Below are 15,751 nucleotides of genomic sequence, written 5' to 3'. Positions count from 1 at the left end.
GACGCACACGGGTGAAGGTGTGCGGCATGGCCGCGGCGGCGAGCTGGTCGACGGCCGCGGTGAATGCTGGGTGCACGTTCGGGCCGAGGAGATCGGCGACGCTGAGTTCGATGACGGGGATGCCGTCAGGGGTGGTCGAGAGGTTCACGAGTCGGTGCCCTTCGGCTTGGCGACGATCAGTGCGACCGTCGCGATGATGGCGGCCAGGACGAACCCGGCAGTAGCGAGGGGGAGCGAGCGGCCGAGGATGCCGACGACGAGGAGAGCGAGGCCGATGACGACGAGCACGAACGCGATCTCCGAGAGGGCGATGAAACCGGCCTCCGCGTCGGACAGCGCGAACGGTGACACGATCACGTCTGAGAGGACGTATGTCGCGGTGAAGTAGTCGACCTCGAACTCGAGCGACTCCCAGTCGGGGGTGTTCGCGATCGTGACTGTGCGGTCGGTCATCTGCACGAGCCAGCCGTCGAGATCCTTACTGTCGGAGTCCTCGCCACGGCGGACGAACGTGGTCACGACGACTCGGTCGCCGCGAGCGAACGCCGTCACAGCGCACCACCAGCGATCAGCGACCACAGCCACACCATCAGCGCGGACTCGGCGGCGACGAGCGCAGCGAGGAAGACGATGACGCGACGGCGCGACGGGCGCGGACGACGGGTGCGGTCGCGCGCCGGTGCCGGGCCGAGATCCGCCCCGATCGCCCCGGCGACCTCAGCCGCGGAGATCGGCGTCGTCGGGAGCGTGTGGGCCTCGGCGGTGAGCCGCTCAGCCGGTGGCAGGAACGGGACGTGCTCGGCCGGCACGTTCAGCGCGCTGATGTGCTCGCGAGCCTCTGGCGTGAGGTTGTGCCCCTTCGTGCTCATGCCGCTGCCGCCTCGGGCGCGAGGGCCATGACACGCTCGCCGTTGCGGCGGGTGCTCGTGTCGACCACGCGGTGGTGGTCGTGCTGCAGCTCGGTCAGGCGCCGGCGGATGTCCTGCAGGTCAGCCGACGGCCAGCCCGCGGAACGGCGCCGCAGGAAGTACTCCTGGTGCAGCTCCTTCGGCGTGGCCGGGCCCTCGGCGAGGAGGGTGACGATCGCCTCGTAGATGGCCGTCATCTTCGTCCCGCGTGCCGCGCGGAACGCTGCGGCGACCGACGTGTCGGGATCAGACGTGTGCGACATCCGCGCCACGTCGAGAGGTGTCGGTGTACTCTGAGTCGTGTTCAAGGGACTCGTTCCTTTCTTCTGATTCGCCCCGGTTGCCCCCGGGGTGTTTCTCTTTGGTGGGCGCCGGCGTGAGTCGCTCCGCCAGCCAGGAGTCGAGATCGACCGGGAAGTACACGGTCTTCCGCCCGTGCTTGTAGGCCTTCGGCCCCTCCCCGCTCGACCGCAGGTTGTAGAACGTGCCGGTCGCGAGGCCGCAGTACTCGGCGGCACGCGGTGTGTCGAGTACTGGCCCGTTCATGCCGCGATCGACTCCGGGACACGGAGCGTGAAGAGCTGGTTGAACTTCGCGGCGGGGAAGGCCATGGCGACCTTCGCCATGAACTCGTTGGACGGGATCGTGATGCCGTTGCTCACGCGGTAGAGCGTCGCGGCGTTGACGCCGATGACGCGTGCGAGGTCGGCATCCGACTCGATTCCGTGGGCCTGTCGCAGTCGGTCGAGGCTGGGGCGGTTGAGCACATAGACCGGGACGCCGGGTCTTGCGTCGGTGCTAGTCGGTTGCATGGCCTCAACAATACTCAGACCTAGAGCGAATGCAACCCAACTTGCATCAGTGCAAGCACTGATCCGTCCGACATCGGCGCTAATGCAAGGGTGTTGCTTGCAAAGTCATTGCATGCGTGCAATATCGGTGTTAAGGTGTGTGCTGTGAATGAAGACATGCGTTGGAGCCACTACATCGACGTGACGTGCAAGGGCGCGAAGAACTCGGAGATCGCGCGAGCGGTGAAGGTTGACCCCGCCACAGTCGGACGCTGGCGCACCGGTGCCAATGACCCCAGCCCTCGGCAGGTCGTGGCCTACGCGCGTGCCTTCGATCGCTCGCCGGCAGAGGCGCTCATCGCGGCCGGGTTCCTCACGGCTGAGGAGGCCGGCGTCCCGATCGCGGACACCGGCTTCGACCCGCTCGAGGCTGCACCGACCAGCGAGCTCGTGCGCGAGGTGCTACGCCGGGTTGAAGCCGACGAGCAGCGCGATGTCGGAGGGGCTGCTCAGGATGACGACTACGACTTCACCCCGGAAGCACCCTCGCAGGCCGACTACAGGCTCGCGGCGAAGAAGGGCAAGAAGAAGGCTGACCAGTAGGAGCTCGGGGGACGGGTTGAAGGAACTGATTCGCATGGCTGCATCGATGGGGATTCGAGTGCATGCCTCACATCTCGAGGAAGGCACCATGGGGTTGTACTCGCCCGACGAGGCGCGGATCTACTTCGACATCCGGCTCACGCCGAACGAGCGGCGCGCCACCATCGCGCACGAGCTCGGCCACGCGCACTACGGCCACACCTGCAGCGCCCCGGCGCACGAGCGGCAAGCCGAAGTCTTCGCCGCGCGGCTCCTCATCGACCCGGCAGGATACGCAGCGCTCGAGCGCGTGAACGCCGACCGGCACCACATTGCCGACGAGCTCGGCGTCACGGCCGAACTCATCGCCACCTTCCAGGCGTACTGCCTCACCCGGGTCCGCGGCATGACCTACGCCGCACCGAAGATGGGTTTCGGCCAGTGGGCCTACCGGAGCGCTCGTGCCTAGGCCGCCCCTTCCGCTCGAGACGTGGGGCAAGATTCGGCGCACGACTGTGAATGGCAAGCCGACCGCGATCGCGTACTTCCGCGACTCGGACGGCAAGACCCGCCCCATGCAACGCCAGGGGCGCACGCCCACGGATGCCGAGAACAAGCTCAAGGAGGCGCTGCGCGATCGCCTCGCCCCGACGTACGAGTACCTCAACCGCGACTCACGTCTATCGGCACTCGCCGATCAGTGGCTCGAAGAGATCCGTCGTTCGAATCGAAAGCCAGCCACGCTCGCACGATACGAGTCGACGGTGAACGCGCACGTCCGGCCGACGGGCGATCTCCGCATCGTGGAGGCGACGGTGCCACGCCTGCAACGCCTCATCGATCGTGTCGCGGACACGGCCGGGCGCTCCCAGGCGCGCATGCTCGGCGTCGTGCTCACCGGGATGATGGGCCTCGCCGTCCGGCACGGCGCTGCCATGCACAACTCGGCCGACGAACTCCTCCTCCCGGTCGTCGAGAGCGACGACGTGCGCGCGCCAACAGCCGACGAGGTGCGCGAGCTCCGCCGCGCTCTCGCGCGATGGGACTCGAAGCCTCGTCGGCGGGCGGACGCCATGCGCGACCTCGGCGACGTCGGCGACCTCATGCTCGCCACAGGTGCTCGCCCAGGCGAAGTGCTCGCGCTGCGTTGGGAAGACGTTGACCTCGAGCATGGCACCGTCGCCCTGACCGCGACCCTCATCCGAGTCGCCGGCGTCGGACTCGTGCGGCAGGAGACACCGAAGTCGACCGCGTCGAAGCGACGGCTCAAGCTACCCCGGTTCGCCATCGACATGCTCATCCGCCGCAGGCTCGATGCGTACTGCGACATCGTGTTCCCGTCCGCCGCAGGCACGTTCCGGTGGCCCGAGAACGTACGCACGCAGTGGGCCGGTGCGGTCGCAGGAACGCCCGTGAGCTGGACGACGCCGAAGGTATGCCGGAAGGCCACCGCGGCCGCGATCGAAGCGGTCGCCGGAGCCGAGGCAGCGAAGGAACAGCTCGGCCACGGCTCCGTCTCGGTGACGCAGAAGCACTACCTAGCCGCGCGCATCGACCGCGCCGATCAGTCGGCCGCGCTCGAGCAGTTCGGCGCTGAAAATAGCGAGTAAATAGCGAAACGCCCCTCGGGCGGCTCGAAGGGTCGAGCGCCTGAGGGGCGTGGTTTCCAGTGGTGGAGCGGATGACGGGAATCGAACCCGCGCTATCAGCTTGGGAAGCTGAAGTTCCAAGGTCCAGTCGAACTATTACTCACTGTGGCTCACTTCCACGGGCGTCGAGGGGGACGTGAATACCAGTGAGCCAAGGTGTGGCTTCGAAAACCACGAGTAGATGCCGGATTCCGACGCCGCGCTAGGCTCGCGAGCATGAAGAGGCTGCTCCCGTTCGTCGCGATCGTGCTCGTGCTCGCTGGGTGCAGCGCGCCAGGTCTGTCCGATGAGGAGAGGCGCGAGGCGTTCCTCGAGGTCGTGCGCGTCGCGCCCGAACTGAGCGCTGCGGAGGATGAGGGCCTCATTCAGGTCGGCGAGACGTTGTGCGATGTGATGGACAAGGCTGACGACGGGAAGGGATGGGAGGCGGCAGCCCTCGTCGCCGAGGGGGCGGGGATCTCCGAGTCCAGTAGCCCAATGGTCGTCGCAGCGTCAGTCCAAGCCTTCTGCCCGAGTCATGTCGATGAGATTCCGGACGAGCACCTGGGGTCGTAACTCAAGCCTGTGGAATGAACGGTCGGTCTCTCAAGGTTCAGGGCTTACCGGCCTGTGGATGGCGAGTTCATAAGCCCGGGCCCTGAGTTTATGATTTCGGCTGTGAGCTCCGACCTGATCGCGACAGAGCCGAACTGCCCGAACTGCGGCACCCGGTGCGTCAGCGGGCTCGCGGGCATCCCGTACTGCCGAGGCTGCAAGGCCGCCATCATCGAGCACGCGCCCGAAGCGTAGGCTCGACGGCATGCGCTTGACCGGCACGATCCGCCCGAACACCACGACCGAGCTTGTCGCCTCCGGCCATGACCGCGGCTCCGCATACGAGGCGCTTGGCGCCCAGGTGCAGTCGGGCCACACCCTCACGCGCGCGCACTTCGCCATGAAGGCGGGCGTCACGACCGCGACCGGCGAGATCCGGCCCGACCGCACCGAACCCGTCGAGGCCGAGGGCGCCACCTACACCTCTGCGGCCGCGGCGCTGCGCGCACAGGTGCCCGCCGGATACGTGCTGCTGCAGGCGGTCGTCCTCTAGGCATCCATCTGACCGCCATCAGGCAGCGGCTGGCGGTAGGTTGGTGCGATGGAGCCATGCCCGTGGTCCGGAGCCCAGCTGAAGAAGCTCGGACGCCACATCCGTGACGGCAGTGATGCGCCCCCAACGTTGCCCGCGTACTCGGACGTGATGATGTGGTACAACGACGTCGCCGCAGAGGTTCAGAACGCGATCACGAACATCGAATGGTGGCCACTGCTTGAGGAACGCTCGTTCGAGGTGACCTCACGGCCGAAGACGATCGACACGCTCCGCCAGAAGCTCGCGCGTGACCATTCGACACCACTGCCCAGTATCCAAGACATCGCAGGGGTCCGATTCGAAGCCGAAATGTGCCTTGATGAGCAGGACGCGGTGGCAGTCGCGATCGCCGGCCTTTTCGGGCACGACGAGGGTGCGATCAAGGACCTTCGAAACGACGCGCATTCCGGATATCGCGCCGTTCACGTGTGGCTTCGGCTCCCGGCGCGCGTCGAGGTGCAGATTCGAACCCACCTGCAGGGCACGTGGGCCAACATGTACGAATCCGCTGCCGACCACTATGGACGCGACATCCGCTACGAGTGGTTGCCGGAGGACGCCGAGGAGCGACGGATGGTCGTTGCGCTTCGTGAGATGTCGACATCCCGCATCGCTCAGATGGAGAGTGACCGCAACGAGAGCAAGCAGTTGCACATGATGGCGGACGAGAATGGCATCGCCGGAGATTCCAGCCCGCGAGCCGTCGCAATCATGTCTAGACTGGGCAGACTAAGGGCGAGGGAGCTCAGCAACGAACGTCGCATGCAAAGCGACCTCGAAGAGCTCCGAAGGTTCTTTGAAATGGCTCGGCAAGACGGAAGGAGCTAAAGTGCCTGGATTCGTTATCGAGTACAACCGACGCAATGGCGATCACCGCGTTACGGCATTCCCCGGCGCCGAAGGGCATCGAGACGCGCTCATGCGCCGGCTGGAACTAGAGAACGAGCGCGTTGACAGCAATTGGGAGATTGCCTCTCTGAACAGCGACTCTCTCGAAACCGTCATGAAGACTCACGCTCGCTACTTCGAAGGCCGCGAACTGCTCAGCGCCTGATGCGAGAAGCGCGGCCCCCGACACCGTGCGGTGACGAGGGCCTCGTCGTGTCGGCGGTGAGCTCGTAGAATCAGAGCATTACCCGCGCGGGCCGGCGCGCTCCCCTTCGAAGGAGCACCCGGCCTCTTGCGTTACTGGCAGCCGAAGCTGAGATCCGTCCGCCGCGGCGAGTGGATCATGTTCGACGACACCCGCCGCATCGCGATCATCCGTGCCGTCGACGCCGGCACCCCCGCGGAGCCGATGCTGCTCGCTGAGACATGGGCCGACGACGTCGCAGAGCGCTGCTTGATCGGCTACTTCCCGGCCGACCGGCTGCGCCTCGCGGCCGACGTCGTGTGGACCGAATACCGCCGCGAGACGGAGGCCGCTGATGGCGCGTGAGGAGCCGCGCTGGCACCCGCTGATGGCGGCCGTCGAGGGGCCGCCGCTGACGTGGAGGCTGCTCGACACGTACGACCGCGAGTACGGCCGCATCACCGCCGTTCGCGTCGACGGTGAGCCGACATACCGCCTCGAGTTCCGCGGCGAACACCGCGGCTACGCCCCGACCCTCCGCGAGGCCGTCGAAACGGTGCATCAGCTCTTCATCCGCGCGCACGCTCCCGGCGGGTTCGCGCCGAGCCCGTGGCCGAGCACGCAGAAGAGCGCCCCCGGCACCCGCCCGTGAGGGCAGGCGCCGGGGGCGCGGGTCGTGCAGGAGGTCAGGCGGCGTGGCGGCCGGCGCGTTCCACGGCGTCGTCGATCGCAGTCTGGCGTTCGTCGGTGGTGCGGAACTGCTGCTCGGCCAGGGCCGCATCCTGGTACGCCTCGGGCACGCCGTTCGCGATGATCCCGAGGTACGCGTCGAGCCCGGACCACACGACGGTGATCACCGACGCGGCGCCGACGCCGGCGACGACGAGCCAGTCGACGCCGATGATCGTGGTGCCGATGATGCCGACGATCGCGACGCCGGCGCCGCGCGCGGCCTGAGCAGCGGTGCGGATGCCGGCGCGCACGGCGGCAGCATGTCGGGCTGCGTCTTCGGTGGTGAACTTCATGGGGTCTCCTTCGATGGGTGAGGGATGGTCTTCTCGAGTGCGGTGATGCGCCGGTAGGCCTTCTCGGATTCCTTGGTGTGCTCGGCCTGCCACGTCTGGGAAGCGTCGAGCTTCGCGTTGATCTTCACGGCGAGCTCGTTCGCCGCCGTGGCCTGCTCGCGAGCGGTCGTGATCTCCTCACGCATGAGGGGCTCTTCGTCGTGGTCGTTCTCGACCTGCTTCCGCAGCATCGCGATCGACGCGTCGGTGCGCTCGATGAACGTCGGCAGCGCACCCAGTGCCTCGACGAGCGCGATGGTGCGCTTCAGCCCCGGCCAGAACCGCACGAGCAGCCGCACGACCACGTACAAGGCGACGATGACGACCGCAACATGGAAGAGGTTGATCGCGCCGAGCCAGGTGGGCCAGTCGAGCCATTCGGGCATGCGCGCCTACTTCACGATCGCTGCGCGAGCGGCGGCGCCGTTCTGCGCCGCGGTCGGGACGATCTCGGCGAGCGATGCCGCGACCTGCTTCGCGATGGCGGCCGTGTCGGCGCCGGCGGGCAGCTTCGCCACGATCTTCGCCGCGAGGGCGTCGAGATCGACCGTGGCCCTCAGGCCGTCGCGCTGGATCGCGATGAGGCGACCGGCAATCGAGGGGCCGACCCTGGTGTCGAATTTGTCTGCGCCGGTGACCTGTTGGTCGAGATTGATCACGCGCGGTCCGATGGCACGCAGGTTCTGCTGGTTCTCGACGATGCGAGTGATGAGCGACTGGTCGCCTGCGTCACCGCCGCCGAAGAAGAGGGCCTTGTAGATACTGAACAGCGCGTTTCGCTCGTCGTCGGTCATCTCATCAACTCCTGATACTGCACCGCTGCCTGCGGTGGCTGACATGTAGGCGAGTGGATCGACAGCGCGGCCGCCGACCCAGTACTCCTGATGGCAGTGCACGAACCATTCGGACGTGCCCCAGGGACCACCGGTGCGGCCCATGGTGCCGATGTGTTCGCCTTGTTCCACATCGGCGCCGTTCTTGAACCACTCCGCGGCGTGGGCGATGCGGGAGTACGAGCCGTCGCTGTGGACGATTCGCGCGAGGTTGCCGTAGGTGCCGGCGACGGACCATGTCATGTACCCGTCGGCCGGGGCATACAGTTCGGTGCCGCCGCCCCAGCCGATGTCGATGCCGACGTGAGGGAAGCCTCGGCCGATCTGTTCGCCGTGCTTCGTGTTGATGCCGCCGCGTGCGGCCTTGATGAGACGGACCATGGCGCGCTCTAGACGATTCCCTTGACGGCGAAGGTGATGCCGCCGAAGTCGATGCGGAGGCTCCCTGCACCCCATGTCGCGGCGGCGTTCGCGCGCCACCACAGCCCGCCGTCGGTCGCGATGCGGATGGTGCCCGCGGTCGCGTTGCTCGTGGTGCCGCTGGCGAAGTAGCGCTCAACGTCAGGGCGCGCGGCCGCGTCGGCGATGGTGCCCACGTTGTACTCAGTTCCGGCCGCGACCGAGACGCTCTGGTTGTTCGTGAAGGAGCCGGCGAGGTAGACCCGGCCCCCTTGGATCTCGCTGCGCGCCGGACCGAGGCCTGCCGCCGCTTGCCAGAACGCGCCGGGAGTGAGGTTCGTCAAGACGGGCTTGCCCGCGGCGTGGTACCAACCCGGCGTGGTCACGCCCGCGAGGTAGACGAGCCGTGCCTTGAGATCGATGCGGTACGCGGACGAGCCGTCTGCCGGTGTCCACGCGTCCTGTTCCGCCTGGTTCCTCAGCGCCACGACGCCACCAGCGGCGGCGGTGAACAGCACGGTCTGCGTGATGGCGGCGGTGTTGGTTCCCACGGTGCCCGGTGCAACCTGCACATGTCCGAGCTCCATCGCGCCGGCGGGGAGAAGGGCTCGGGCAGCGGCAAGGGAGGTCGTGGATTCGACCTTGTCAATCACGGGCCCGTCAGCCCCATCCGAGAACGGCGCCTCGGACTCGCGCTGCCTCACGTAGATCACGGACCATCGGAACCCGGATGAGGGCGCTGCCGAGATCGACACGGTCGTGACGCCGACGTTCGGGACGAGGACCGCGCCGTTGCGGTCGAGGACCGCGACGAAGTCGCCGACGTCGACGGCCATGGTCGTCTTGCCCACGATCAGCGACGCATCGCTGGTGCGGAGGACGCCCTTGCGGAGGGTGCCGGCAGCGTCGCGAACGATCAGCCCTGCCAGCGCGCGGCGGATGTGCTGGAACGTGGCGAGGCCAGAGGAGGCCGGAAATCCGGGTACTGCGGGCATGATGCTCCGATCGGGTCAGGGGTGGCACTGGTTGCCAATGTCGGCGACGGCCGTTAACGTTCGGGAATGAGCAAGCTGGGGGACAAACTCAACGACGGCAAGATCGTCGGCTGGACGCTGATCGGAGCTGCCGTGCTCGCCGGTGGCGGCCTCGGCGTTGCTGCGCTGGCTTCCGCGAACGCCGCACCGGCTGCCATCGTCCAAACCGTCGAACCGATCGACTTCGCCGCCCTGCCCTACACGAACGGGCTTGCAGGCGAGCAGGAGACGGAAGCCGCGACGGCAGTCGCCGCCGAACAGGCGCGAGCCGCGGCAGAAGCCACTGCAGCGGCGGAGGCCGCGCGAGTTGCCGCCGAGCAGGCGGCAGCGGTCGAAGCTGAGCGCATTGCCGTTGAACAGGCCGCGGCCGACGAGCCTGACGACCCGGGCCCGGTCGCCGGCGGGGGCGGTCTTCCGGCTGGTGCAGTGCCGCCGAACGTTCCCGGGTCGGATCAGCCTGACTCGACGGCGTGCGCATCGAGCTCGCTGACCTGGGACGGCACGCAGTCCGTCTGCGGCTAGATCCCCGCCGCAGCGAGGCGTTCCTCGATCGACTGCGCCCAGCTGACGATGATCAGCGACAGACGCTCGTACTTCACGCCGATCGGTCTCGACACGACCTCGCCTTGGTATGGAACAGGCGCCTGGGCGCCGGCCTCCGTGTAGCGGACCTCGTAGTCGATCAGCCAGCAATAGCCGAGGTCGAGTAGCTCTTCAGCGATGAGCCCGAGCTCCTGCTCAGCCTTGTCGCCAAGCCGTTCGACGGCCGCGATGTAGCGGAACGTGACCACTCGCAGGTACGAGAGGATCGCGGGGTCGAAGACCCATTCTTCGACGTCTTGCTTGAACTCGCGCAGCGACGGGACGTAGCCCATGTTTCCGTCGGCGTGGATGTACTGGTTCTTGTAGCCGCCACCGTAGGTCAGCAGCCGGTTGTAGACGTCGACGGAGTTCACTCCACCCGGGAATGTCGCGTGGTTGCCTGAGACCTCACCGCCGGCCCCGATGTTGCCGCTCGCGCTCACACTGCCACCGGTCGTGACACCAGCCGGGCTGATCACACCGGCAAGGGCCGCCGCCACGAGCGTCGTCACTGTGTCGTTCAGACCAGCGATGAGGGCCTGCATCTTCTCGTACAGGCGGACGAACTGGGCCCCGTCGATTCGGAGCGCGTCGAGTAGACCGCGGTCGCGGCGCTCGCTTTCCTCGTTCTGCTTGCCGAACATCTCGGTCGGCGGTACGCGTTTCAGGACCATCCGAGCACCTCATCCGTGGTGATCTTCACCCAGCGAGATCGGAGCGACCCGGACATCGCCGCGATGCGGCGCCGGTGCTTGCCGTCGGGGAGGTAGGCGTTACCCCGGGTGATGACGTCGCAGTAGTCACCGAGGCCGAGAGACCCGATCGTCGGGATGGCGTCCATGTGCGTGTCGAAGGACCACCATTCGGCCGGCGCCGAGCCGAGCGCGAGCTCATCGGCCGCATGGGCGTCGAGCGTGGCCTGGTCCTCCACGGTCGAGTGCGCATTCGAAAGCGACTCCATGCGCGGATACCCAGCGTCGATGAGCATGTCCGAGGCCACACGCGAGATGAGCGCGATCGCGGCCTGCCGCCCGCCCGTACCCCATGCCTCCATCGACATGTCGCGTGCCGAGGACTTCACGCGAAGGCGTCGCACGGTGCGCTTCTGCGCTGAGAAGTCGAACCGGTGAGGCTGGCCGACGTTCGAGATCTCGAGCTTCGAATCGTCGCCAACGAGCACATTCCACTGCAGACCGAGCCCGTCGCCGGTGAACCCACCTCTGAACTCGATCTCGGGCCCGTTGACAAGCTGCGTGAGGTCCTCAAGGCCTTGACCTTGCGGCTTGAACGAGGCGGAGTCGTACTTCTTGTCGTGCGCCCCGACGCCGTCCGGGCCGAACACGAGGGGCAGGGCGCCGCCAGCGCGCGCGAGGCCCTGCTGCAGGATGCTCCGAACGATGAACGGCCACGACTTACCGGTGAACACCGTCGCGACTGCAGGGTTCGGCTTGCCCTCGTCATCGCCTGACGTGATCAGGAGCGAGACCGTCTCGACGGCGGCGGGCATGATGAAGCGGCGCATGAGGAGCGACCACATGCCCTCTGCGGAGATCGTCAGGCGTCGGGTGTCGTCGTCGTAGTCGTGGTCCCAGATCGGGCCGGCTTCGAGCACGCGCTCGCCCTCCGCGATCGCGAGGAACGCGCGCCCCCGTGCTGCGTTCTGCCGCAGATCGAGACGGCGGTGCGCCTTCGACGAGAGAGTGACGTCGCAGGAGATGGAACCCGCCCGGTTACGGCGGATCTCCCAGTCGCCAGAGCTCGCCGGAATCGGAATGATCCGGCGGCCGGATGTGATCTCGCCGACGATGAGTCGCGTCATGCGTCCGCATCCCTCCATTCGACTGTGAGCTGCGGCGTGCCGGTGACAGCGCCGTAGCCGATGAACTGGATCTCGGTCGTCTCGCCCGGGCCGAGCGTCCACCAGGCCTCGTCCGCGAGGTACCCCGAGATCGGCGACTGCTCGTTGAGCCAGACCTGCCCCTCGGCAACGTCGACACGGGCGGTGTCGCCGACGACCAGCGGCCAGATGCACCGGATCAGCTCGCCGGTGGCGATGCGCAGGATGCCGAAGCCCTCCGCGAGCCCGCCCGTCACGGTGAACGTCGGCGTGGTCTCCGTGTTGCCCTGATTCGTGATCGTGACCCGCCCCGGGTTCCCGCCGCCGATCTGAGTGAACGGCGACGTCAGCGGGGAGAGCACACCGCCACCGGCCACGAAGAGACCGGTCGGCTGCGACTGCAGCGGACCGTACTTGCGGGGGTCAACAGCGAGCAGCGGGATCGAGAAGTCCGCGTAGCCCTGCTCGTCGATCAGGTCGAACTCGACGACACCTTCGACTTTCACTCGCGCCGTGTGCTCGCTGCCGTTGATGGAGACCGTGACGTCGAACGCGTCGAGGGACGCGTACGCGGTCAGCTCGCGCCGGAGCGCATCCCAGTCGCCGCCCGGCACACGGTACTCGCCGAAGGCCGTGAAGAGACGGCCAGGCGATTCAGGCTCGTCATCATCGAATAGGCCGATGCTGGCCGGCCGTTGCTCGTACCGTCCCTGCACGGCGATCGAATCGAGCCACCCGGGGAGATCCCGCAGGTAAGGCTCGGTCGATGACGCGACGTTGACGAGAGTCCGCGATGGCAGGGCAATCGAGATCATCGCAGCTTCTCCTCCAGGATCTTCACGGCCTCGCGGGCGGCCTTCTTCGCGAGCTGGTCTTCGTTCATCCCAGGAGTACCGTGCACATGCTGCTCAAGGGTGAACGAGCCACCGCGTGCGCTCACTGAGTCCCGACCGCCGCGTGGCACCATGTCGTAGCCCCAGCCGTCGAGCATCTGCTCGGCGAGCGAGACGGACTGAGCGCGCTTGGCCGGGGCGTCCGGGAGGTACCACTCGCCGCCGGTCTCGGGTTCCGCCCACACCCGCCAGTCGCCGGCGCGCGCGAACTGCGCCACGTGGTTCTCGCCGCCGTTCGCGAAGAATCGGACCTGCCCGCCGTCGGCCTTCTTGAAGATGTCGGCGGGGCTGGCGTAGTTGCCGTTCGTGGCGCGCACGGTCATCTCGATCGTGCGGCCCTGGTAGGTGTTCAGGAAGTTCTCGAGCGAGGTTGTCGCGGCCGCGGTCTTCGCGATGACCTCCCATTCGGTGGCGGACGGGATGCGGTAGATCTGGTCGGCGAGCACGCCGGCCTCGTCGGCGTTCATGCCGAGCGAGGTCGCGCGGTCGATGAGTGCCTGCCGTCCGGCCTCGAGTGTCGCCTTGTAGTTCGCGGTGTTCCCGTCGAGTGCGAACTGGGCGTCGGCAGCCTTCTGCGAGTCCGCGGCCATGTCGTTGAGCATGCCGAGGTTCTCGCGGCCAGCCTCCGTGCTCTGGTCGAGGGTGAGCGAATAGCCGTCGACGCCGTCGCGCGCCTTCTGGATGTACTCGTCGACGCCCGCGAGCGCGTCGGCATAGTCGAGGTTCGCGGAGATCGCGTCCTGCCCGATGCCGTTGGCCTCCATGATGATGCCGACGAGCTCCTCGAGCTCGGACTTGAGATCACCGGCGCCGTCCGCGGCCTCGATGTACGCCGCCGCGGCCGACTCCGTGATCGGCACGCCCTCCTCGGTGACCTTGTTCTTCTGTTCGGCGATCTGCACGGCCTTCTCGAAGGACGAGGCTTCGCCGAGGACCGACTGCGCGACGAGGGTCGATGCCGCGGATACGTCTACGAGGGAGATGCCGAGCTCGTCGGCGATCTTCTGCGCCTCCACTTGGCTGCCAGAGCCGGCCGTGATGACCTGCTCCAGCTCGCGCAGCGCGTCGGCATTGCCCATGGCGGCATCCGTGACAGTGTCGAGCGAGAGACCGAGCTTCTCGGCTGCGTCGTACGCGGAGCCGCGCGAGATCCAGAGGTAGGACTGCTCGGCCGCGAGGTTCTCCTTCGCGAGCTCGCGGGTGGCCTTCGTTGCCTTGTTGGTCCCCTCTTCGAGCGTGTCGCCGTAGGCCTGAGCCTTCGCGCGCGCGTCGGCCTGCGCTGAGGCGACGAGCGCGATCACGGTCGCGATGCCCGCGAGCGCGAGGCCTGCACCGCCAGCGATGAGCGCTGTCTTGCCCATGCTGATGTTCGCGGCTTCGAGGGTGACCTTCAGCTCGGCGAACTTGGACACCGCGCCCAGCGCTCCGCCCGAGAAGAGCAGCATCGCGCCGGTCGCGACGCCGAGCACGAGCGCGATCGACTGCACGGCCGGGTCGAGTTCGCCGTATCCGTCGACGGCCAGCGTGATGGTCTGCACCATGTCGCGGAGGACGTCGTTCGCGCCCGAGCCCGTCTTGATGAGCGCGGTGTCGAACGCGCCGCCGAGCTTCTCGATGTCGCCCGCGAGGTTGTCCTGCCGCATGGCGGCCTGCTGCGCGGCGAAGCCCGAGTCGTTGACCGAATCGGTCCACTCGTCCACGGCCTTCGCGCCGCCACGCATCAGGATCGTCGCGGCGGTGATCTGCTCGTTGCCGAAGATGCGTCCCATCGCCTGGGAGCGCTCCGCATCCGAGAGACCGTTGAACGCCTTGTGCAGCTCCTGCGCGACGGCCGCGCCGGACTTCATCTTGCCGTTCGCGTCGAAGATCTCGACGTTGTACTTCTTCATCTCGCTCGCTGCGAGCGCCGACGGAGAGGTGAGGCTCGACAGCACGCCACGCAGCGACGTACCCGCCTGCTCGCCGATGATTCCCTGCTCGGCGAAAAGCGCGAGGATGCCCGTCGTCTCCTCGAGCGAGAGCCCGAGGCCGTTCGCGACGGGGCCAACGAACTTCAGCGCGTTCGCGAGATCCTCGACGGAGCCCTGCGCCTTGCCAGCGCCGGCCGCGAGCAGGTCGGACACGTGCGCGGCGTCTTCCGCTGGAAGCTTGAACTGCTTCAGCGTGGTCGCCATGACCGTGGCCGAGCGCGCGACCTCGAGCTGCCCTGCAGCGGCCAGCGCGAGCGACGCGTTGAGCCCGCCGCCGATGACCTCACTGACCGAGAGGCCAGCCTTCGCGAGCTCCTCCTCGGCCGCGGCAGCTTCGTTCGCCGAGTAGGCGGTGTCGGCGCCGGCGTCGAGCGCGGCCTCGCCGAGCTTCTCCTGCTCGGCGGTGGTCGCCATCGTCGCGGCGGCGGTGTTCGACATCGCCTGGTCGAAGGAGGCGAACTTCGCCACGGACAGGCCGACGAGCGCGGTGACCGCGACGCCGGCGGCGAGGAGCGCGATGGAGAGCTGGCCGGCGGACCGCGCCTGCTTCTCCGACGCGGCCGCCTGGTCTTCCTGCTTCGGCTTCGCGTTCTTGGACTCGTCGCCGACCCGCTTCGTGGAGTTCGCCTGCTCGTCGAGTGGCTGCTTCGCCGCGCGGGACTTCTTCCCCGCGGTGTCCGTCGCCGTGCCGAGCTGATCGGTCTGCTTGCCGGCAGCCTCAGTCGAGCGCCCCGTCTTCTGGGCCGCCTGGTCGAAGCCGAGCAGGTCCTGCTTCGCGAGCTGCGCGCCCACGGTCTTGATGTTGAAGATCAGCGCTCCGGCGTCGAACCCACCCATGAACGGCTCCCTTCGTCCACGTGTTGTCGATGTTCGGGAGCCGCTCGATTGCGGAGCGGGTGAAGTGCCACGGGCGAGTGTCGAGTGCGCGGTCGAGATCCGGGATGAGGCTGGTCTGCGCGAGATCGAGTTCGACCTCGCCGAAGAGCTGGGGGCGCGCGAGCTTCCAGA

The 15,751-nt window shown here is 67.5% G+C and carries 24 protein-coding genes; 11 read left to right on the top strand and 13 right to left on the bottom strand.

Annotation, left to right across the window (positions count from 1 at the left end; genetic code table 11):
* Window positions 1-144 precede the first annotated feature (144 nt).
* From ACFWWU_RS36645 to ACFWWU_RS36625, 5 genes are read right to left on the bottom strand one after another with little or no spacing between them, the layout of a single operon-like run.
* Window positions 145-519 (bottom strand): hypothetical protein, encoded by a 375-nt coding sequence (locus ACFWWU_RS36645; RefSeq protein ID WP_384153347.1) that lies wholly within the window; start codon window positions 517-519, stop codon window positions 145-147.
* Window positions 520-548: 29 nt separating this feature from the next.
* Window positions 549-869 carry a hypothetical protein gene (locus ACFWWU_RS36640; protein WP_384153344.1) on the bottom strand — a complete coding sequence of 107 codons (321 nt, stop codon included), beginning with the start codon at window positions 867-869 and terminating at the stop codon, window positions 549-551.
* Window positions 866-1,171 carry a hypothetical protein gene (locus ACFWWU_RS36635; protein WP_384153341.1) on the bottom strand — a complete coding sequence of 102 codons (306 nt, stop codon included), beginning with the start codon at window positions 1,169-1,171 and terminating at the stop codon, window positions 866-868. The genes ACFWWU_RS36640 and ACFWWU_RS36635 overlap by 4 nt, the downstream gene beginning before the upstream one ends.
* Complete coding sequence (locus tag ACFWWU_RS36630) at window positions 1,155-1,454, bottom strand: helix-turn-helix transcriptional regulator (RefSeq protein WP_384153338.1); 300 nt, start codon at window positions 1,452-1,454, stop codon at window positions 1,155-1,157. Before ACFWWU_RS36630 ends, ACFWWU_RS36635 begins: the two co-directional genes overlap by 17 nt.
* On the bottom strand, window positions 1,451-1,720 hold the full coding sequence (locus ACFWWU_RS36625; protein ID WP_384153335.1) for a helix-turn-helix domain-containing protein: 270 nt from the start codon (window positions 1,718-1,720) through the stop codon (window positions 1,451-1,453). Before ACFWWU_RS36625 ends, ACFWWU_RS36630 begins: the two co-directional genes overlap by 4 nt.
* 144 nt (window positions 1,721-1,864) lie before the next feature.
* Between ACFWWU_RS36625 and ACFWWU_RS36620 the strand changes: the two genes are divergently transcribed.
* The 10 genes from ACFWWU_RS36620 (at window position 1,865) to ACFWWU_RS36575 (ending at window position 6,783) form a co-directional block, all read left to right on the top strand.
* The gene (locus ACFWWU_RS36620; RefSeq protein WP_384153332.1) at window positions 1,865-2,302 is read left to right on the top strand and encodes a helix-turn-helix domain-containing protein; all 438 of its coding nucleotides are present in this window, start codon (window positions 1,865-1,867) and stop codon (window positions 2,300-2,302) included.
* A 34-nt stretch (window positions 2,303-2,336) separates the two neighbouring features.
* Window positions 2,337-2,750: an ImmA/IrrE family metallo-endopeptidase gene (locus ACFWWU_RS36615; protein ID WP_384153329.1), complete on the top strand. Its 414-nt coding sequence runs from the start codon at window positions 2,337-2,339 to the stop codon at window positions 2,748-2,750.
* A gap of 46 nt (window positions 2,751-2,796) precedes the next feature.
* On the top strand, window positions 2,797-3,891 hold the full coding sequence (locus tag ACFWWU_RS36610) for a tyrosine-type recombinase/integrase (protein WP_384153326.1): 1,095 nt from the start codon (window positions 2,797-2,799) through the stop codon (window positions 3,889-3,891).
* Window positions 3,892-4,146: 255 nt separating this feature from the next.
* Entirely contained in the window at window positions 4,147-4,485 is a 339-nt protein-coding gene (locus ACFWWU_RS36605) for a DUF732 domain-containing protein (protein ID WP_384153324.1), read from the top strand.
* A gap of 102 nt (window positions 4,486-4,587) precedes the next feature.
* Entirely contained in the window at window positions 4,588-4,719 is a 132-nt protein-coding gene (locus ACFWWU_RS36600) for a hypothetical protein (protein ID WP_384153321.1), read from the top strand.
* Window positions 4,720-4,729: 10 nt separating this feature from the next.
* Window positions 4,730-5,017, top strand: coding sequence for a hypothetical protein (locus tag ACFWWU_RS36595; RefSeq protein WP_384153318.1), 288 nt, complete (start codon window positions 4,730-4,732; stop codon window positions 5,015-5,017).
* Between the two features lie 48 nt (window positions 5,018-5,065).
* Complete coding sequence (locus tag ACFWWU_RS36590; RefSeq protein WP_384153315.1) at window positions 5,066-5,887, top strand: hypothetical protein; 822 nt, start codon at window positions 5,066-5,068, stop codon at window positions 5,885-5,887.
* Window position 5,888: 1 nt separating this feature from the next.
* A complete protein-coding gene (locus ACFWWU_RS36585; RefSeq protein ID WP_384153313.1) occupies window positions 5,889-6,113 on the top strand; it encodes a hypothetical protein in 225 nt (74 codons plus the stop codon).
* A gap of 126 nt (window positions 6,114-6,239) precedes the next feature.
* Entirely contained in the window at window positions 6,240-6,497 is a 258-nt protein-coding gene (locus ACFWWU_RS36580; RefSeq protein ID WP_384153310.1) for a hypothetical protein, read from the top strand.
* Window positions 6,487-6,783, top strand: coding sequence for a hypothetical protein (locus ACFWWU_RS36575; protein WP_384153307.1), 297 nt, complete (start codon window positions 6,487-6,489; stop codon window positions 6,781-6,783). Before ACFWWU_RS36580 ends, ACFWWU_RS36575 begins: the two co-directional genes overlap by 11 nt.
* Window positions 6,784-6,817: 34 nt before the next feature.
* On the opposite strand, the gene ACFWWU_RS36570 is transcribed toward ACFWWU_RS36575, so the two are convergent.
* The 4 genes from ACFWWU_RS36570 to ACFWWU_RS36555 are packed head-to-tail and all read right to left on the bottom strand — an operon-like array spanning window position 6,818 to window position 9,422.
* Window positions 6,818-7,156 (bottom strand): hypothetical protein, encoded by a 339-nt coding sequence (locus ACFWWU_RS36570; RefSeq protein ID WP_384153305.1) that lies wholly within the window; start codon window positions 7,154-7,156, stop codon window positions 6,818-6,820.
* Window positions 7,153-7,581, bottom strand: a complete 429-nt coding sequence (locus ACFWWU_RS36565) for a hypothetical protein (RefSeq protein ID WP_384153302.1) — start codon at window positions 7,579-7,581, stop codon at window positions 7,153-7,155. The genes ACFWWU_RS36570 and ACFWWU_RS36565 overlap by 4 nt, the downstream gene beginning before the upstream one ends.
* Window positions 7,582-7,587: 6 nt before the next feature.
* Window positions 7,588-8,409 (bottom strand): M23 family metallopeptidase, encoded by an 822-nt coding sequence (locus ACFWWU_RS36560; protein WP_384153299.1) that lies wholly within the window; start codon window positions 8,407-8,409, stop codon window positions 7,588-7,590.
* Window positions 8,410-8,417: 8 nt separating this feature from the next.
* Window positions 8,418-9,422: a hypothetical protein gene (locus ACFWWU_RS36555; RefSeq protein ID WP_384153297.1), complete on the bottom strand. Its 1,005-nt coding sequence runs from the start codon at window positions 9,420-9,422 to the stop codon at window positions 8,418-8,420.
* A gap of 66 nt (window positions 9,423-9,488) precedes the next feature.
* On the opposite strand from ACFWWU_RS36555, the gene ACFWWU_RS36550 reads away from it, so the two are divergent.
* The gene (locus ACFWWU_RS36550; RefSeq protein WP_384153294.1) at window positions 9,489-9,983 is read left to right on the top strand and encodes a hypothetical protein; all 495 of its coding nucleotides are present in this window, start codon (window positions 9,489-9,491) and stop codon (window positions 9,981-9,983) included.
* Here ACFWWU_RS36550 and ACFWWU_RS36545 read toward each other — a convergent pair.
* Genes ACFWWU_RS36545 through ACFWWU_RS36530 form a run of 4 tightly spaced genes read right to left on the bottom strand, consistent with a single transcriptional unit; the run spans window position 9,980 to window position 15,580 of the window.
* Entirely contained in the window at window positions 9,980-10,717 is a 738-nt protein-coding gene (locus ACFWWU_RS36545) for a hypothetical protein (RefSeq protein WP_384153291.1), read from the bottom strand. The genes ACFWWU_RS36550 and ACFWWU_RS36545 overlap by 4 nt on opposite strands.
* Complete coding sequence (locus ACFWWU_RS36540; RefSeq protein WP_384153289.1) at window positions 10,708-11,862, bottom strand: hypothetical protein; 1,155 nt, start codon at window positions 11,860-11,862, stop codon at window positions 10,708-10,710. The genes ACFWWU_RS36545 and ACFWWU_RS36540 overlap by 10 nt, the downstream gene beginning before the upstream one ends.
* Window positions 11,859-12,695: a phage distal tail protein gene (locus tag ACFWWU_RS36535; protein WP_384153286.1), complete on the bottom strand. Its 837-nt coding sequence runs from the start codon at window positions 12,693-12,695 to the stop codon at window positions 11,859-11,861. The genes ACFWWU_RS36540 and ACFWWU_RS36535 overlap by 4 nt, the downstream gene beginning before the upstream one ends.
* Window positions 12,692-15,580: a phage tail tape measure protein gene (locus ACFWWU_RS36530; protein WP_384153283.1), complete on the bottom strand. Its 2,889-nt coding sequence runs from the start codon at window positions 15,578-15,580 to the stop codon at window positions 12,692-12,694. The genes ACFWWU_RS36535 and ACFWWU_RS36530 overlap by 4 nt, the downstream gene beginning before the upstream one ends.
* Between the last annotated feature and the right edge of the window lie 171 nt (window positions 15,581-15,751).

Source organism: Streptomyces sp. NPDC058650, from assembly GCF_042717315.1.
Lineage (GTDB): Bacteria > Actinomycetota > Actinomycetes > Streptomycetales > Streptomycetaceae > Streptomyces.
The sequence above is the reverse complement of the archived record's forward strand: the minus strand, read 5'-3'. Positions and strand labels throughout refer to the sequence as shown.

What these genes read in the sequence shown, in the direction of transcription:
- ACFWWU_RS36635 (WP_384153341.1), bottom strand. Translation starts at nt 1,171, where the DNA reads ATGTCGCACACGTCTGATCCCGACACGTCGGTCGCCGCAGCGTTCCGC.
- ACFWWU_RS36575 (WP_384153307.1), top strand. Translation starts at nt 6,487, where the DNA reads ATGGCGCGTGAGGAGCCGCGCTGGCACCCGCTGATGGCGGCCGTCGAG.
- ACFWWU_RS36540 (WP_384153289.1), bottom strand. Translation starts at nt 11,862, where the DNA reads ATGACGCGACTCATCGTCGGCGAGATCACATCCGGCCGCCGGATCATT.
- ACFWWU_RS36570 (WP_384153305.1), bottom strand. Translation starts at nt 7,156, where the DNA reads ATGAAGTTCACCACCGAAGACGCAGCCCGACATGCTGCCGCCGTGCGC.
- ACFWWU_RS36555 (WP_384153297.1), bottom strand. Translation starts at nt 9,422, where the DNA reads ATGCCCGCAGTACCCGGATTTCCGGCCTCCTCTGGCCTCGCCACGTTC.
- ACFWWU_RS36615 (WP_384153329.1), top strand. Translation starts at nt 2,337, where the DNA reads ATGGCTGCATCGATGGGGATTCGAGTGCATGCCTCACATCTCGAGGAA.
- ACFWWU_RS36545 (WP_384153291.1), bottom strand. Translation starts at nt 10,717, where the DNA reads ATGGTCCTGAAACGCGTACCGCCGACCGAGATGTTCGGCAAGCAGAAC.
- ACFWWU_RS36590 (WP_384153315.1), top strand. Translation starts at nt 5,066, where the DNA reads ATGGAGCCATGCCCGTGGTCCGGAGCCCAGCTGAAGAAGCTCGGACGC.
- ACFWWU_RS36530 (WP_384153283.1), bottom strand. Translation starts at nt 15,580, where the DNA reads ATGGGTGGGTTCGACGCCGGAGCGCTGATCTTCAACATCAAGACCGTG.
- ACFWWU_RS36605 (WP_384153324.1), top strand. Translation starts at nt 4,147, where the DNA reads ATGAAGAGGCTGCTCCCGTTCGTCGCGATCGTGCTCGTGCTCGCTGGG.
- ACFWWU_RS36595 (WP_384153318.1), top strand. Translation starts at nt 4,730, where the DNA reads ATGCGCTTGACCGGCACGATCCGCCCGAACACCACGACCGAGCTTGTC.
- ACFWWU_RS36630 (WP_384153338.1), bottom strand. Translation starts at nt 1,454, where the DNA reads ATGAACGGGCCAGTACTCGACACACCGCGTGCCGCCGAGTACTGCGGC.
- ACFWWU_RS36640 (WP_384153344.1), bottom strand. Translation starts at nt 869, where the DNA reads ATGAGCACGAAGGGGCACAACCTCACGCCAGAGGCTCGCGAGCACATC.
- ACFWWU_RS36560 (WP_384153299.1), bottom strand. Translation starts at nt 8,409, where the DNA reads ATGGTCCGTCTCATCAAGGCCGCACGCGGCGGCATCAACACGAAGCAC.
- ACFWWU_RS36625 (WP_384153335.1), bottom strand. Translation starts at nt 1,720, where the DNA reads ATGCAACCGACTAGCACCGACGCAAGACCCGGCGTCCCGGTCTATGTG.
- ACFWWU_RS36550 (WP_384153294.1), top strand. Translation starts at nt 9,489, where the DNA reads ATGAGCAAGCTGGGGGACAAACTCAACGACGGCAAGATCGTCGGCTGG.
- ACFWWU_RS36535 (WP_384153286.1), bottom strand. Translation starts at nt 12,695, where the DNA reads ATGATCTCGATTGCCCTGCCATCGCGGACTCTCGTCAACGTCGCGTCA.
- ACFWWU_RS36565 (WP_384153302.1), bottom strand. Translation starts at nt 7,581, where the DNA reads ATGCCCGAATGGCTCGACTGGCCCACCTGGCTCGGCGCGATCAACCTC.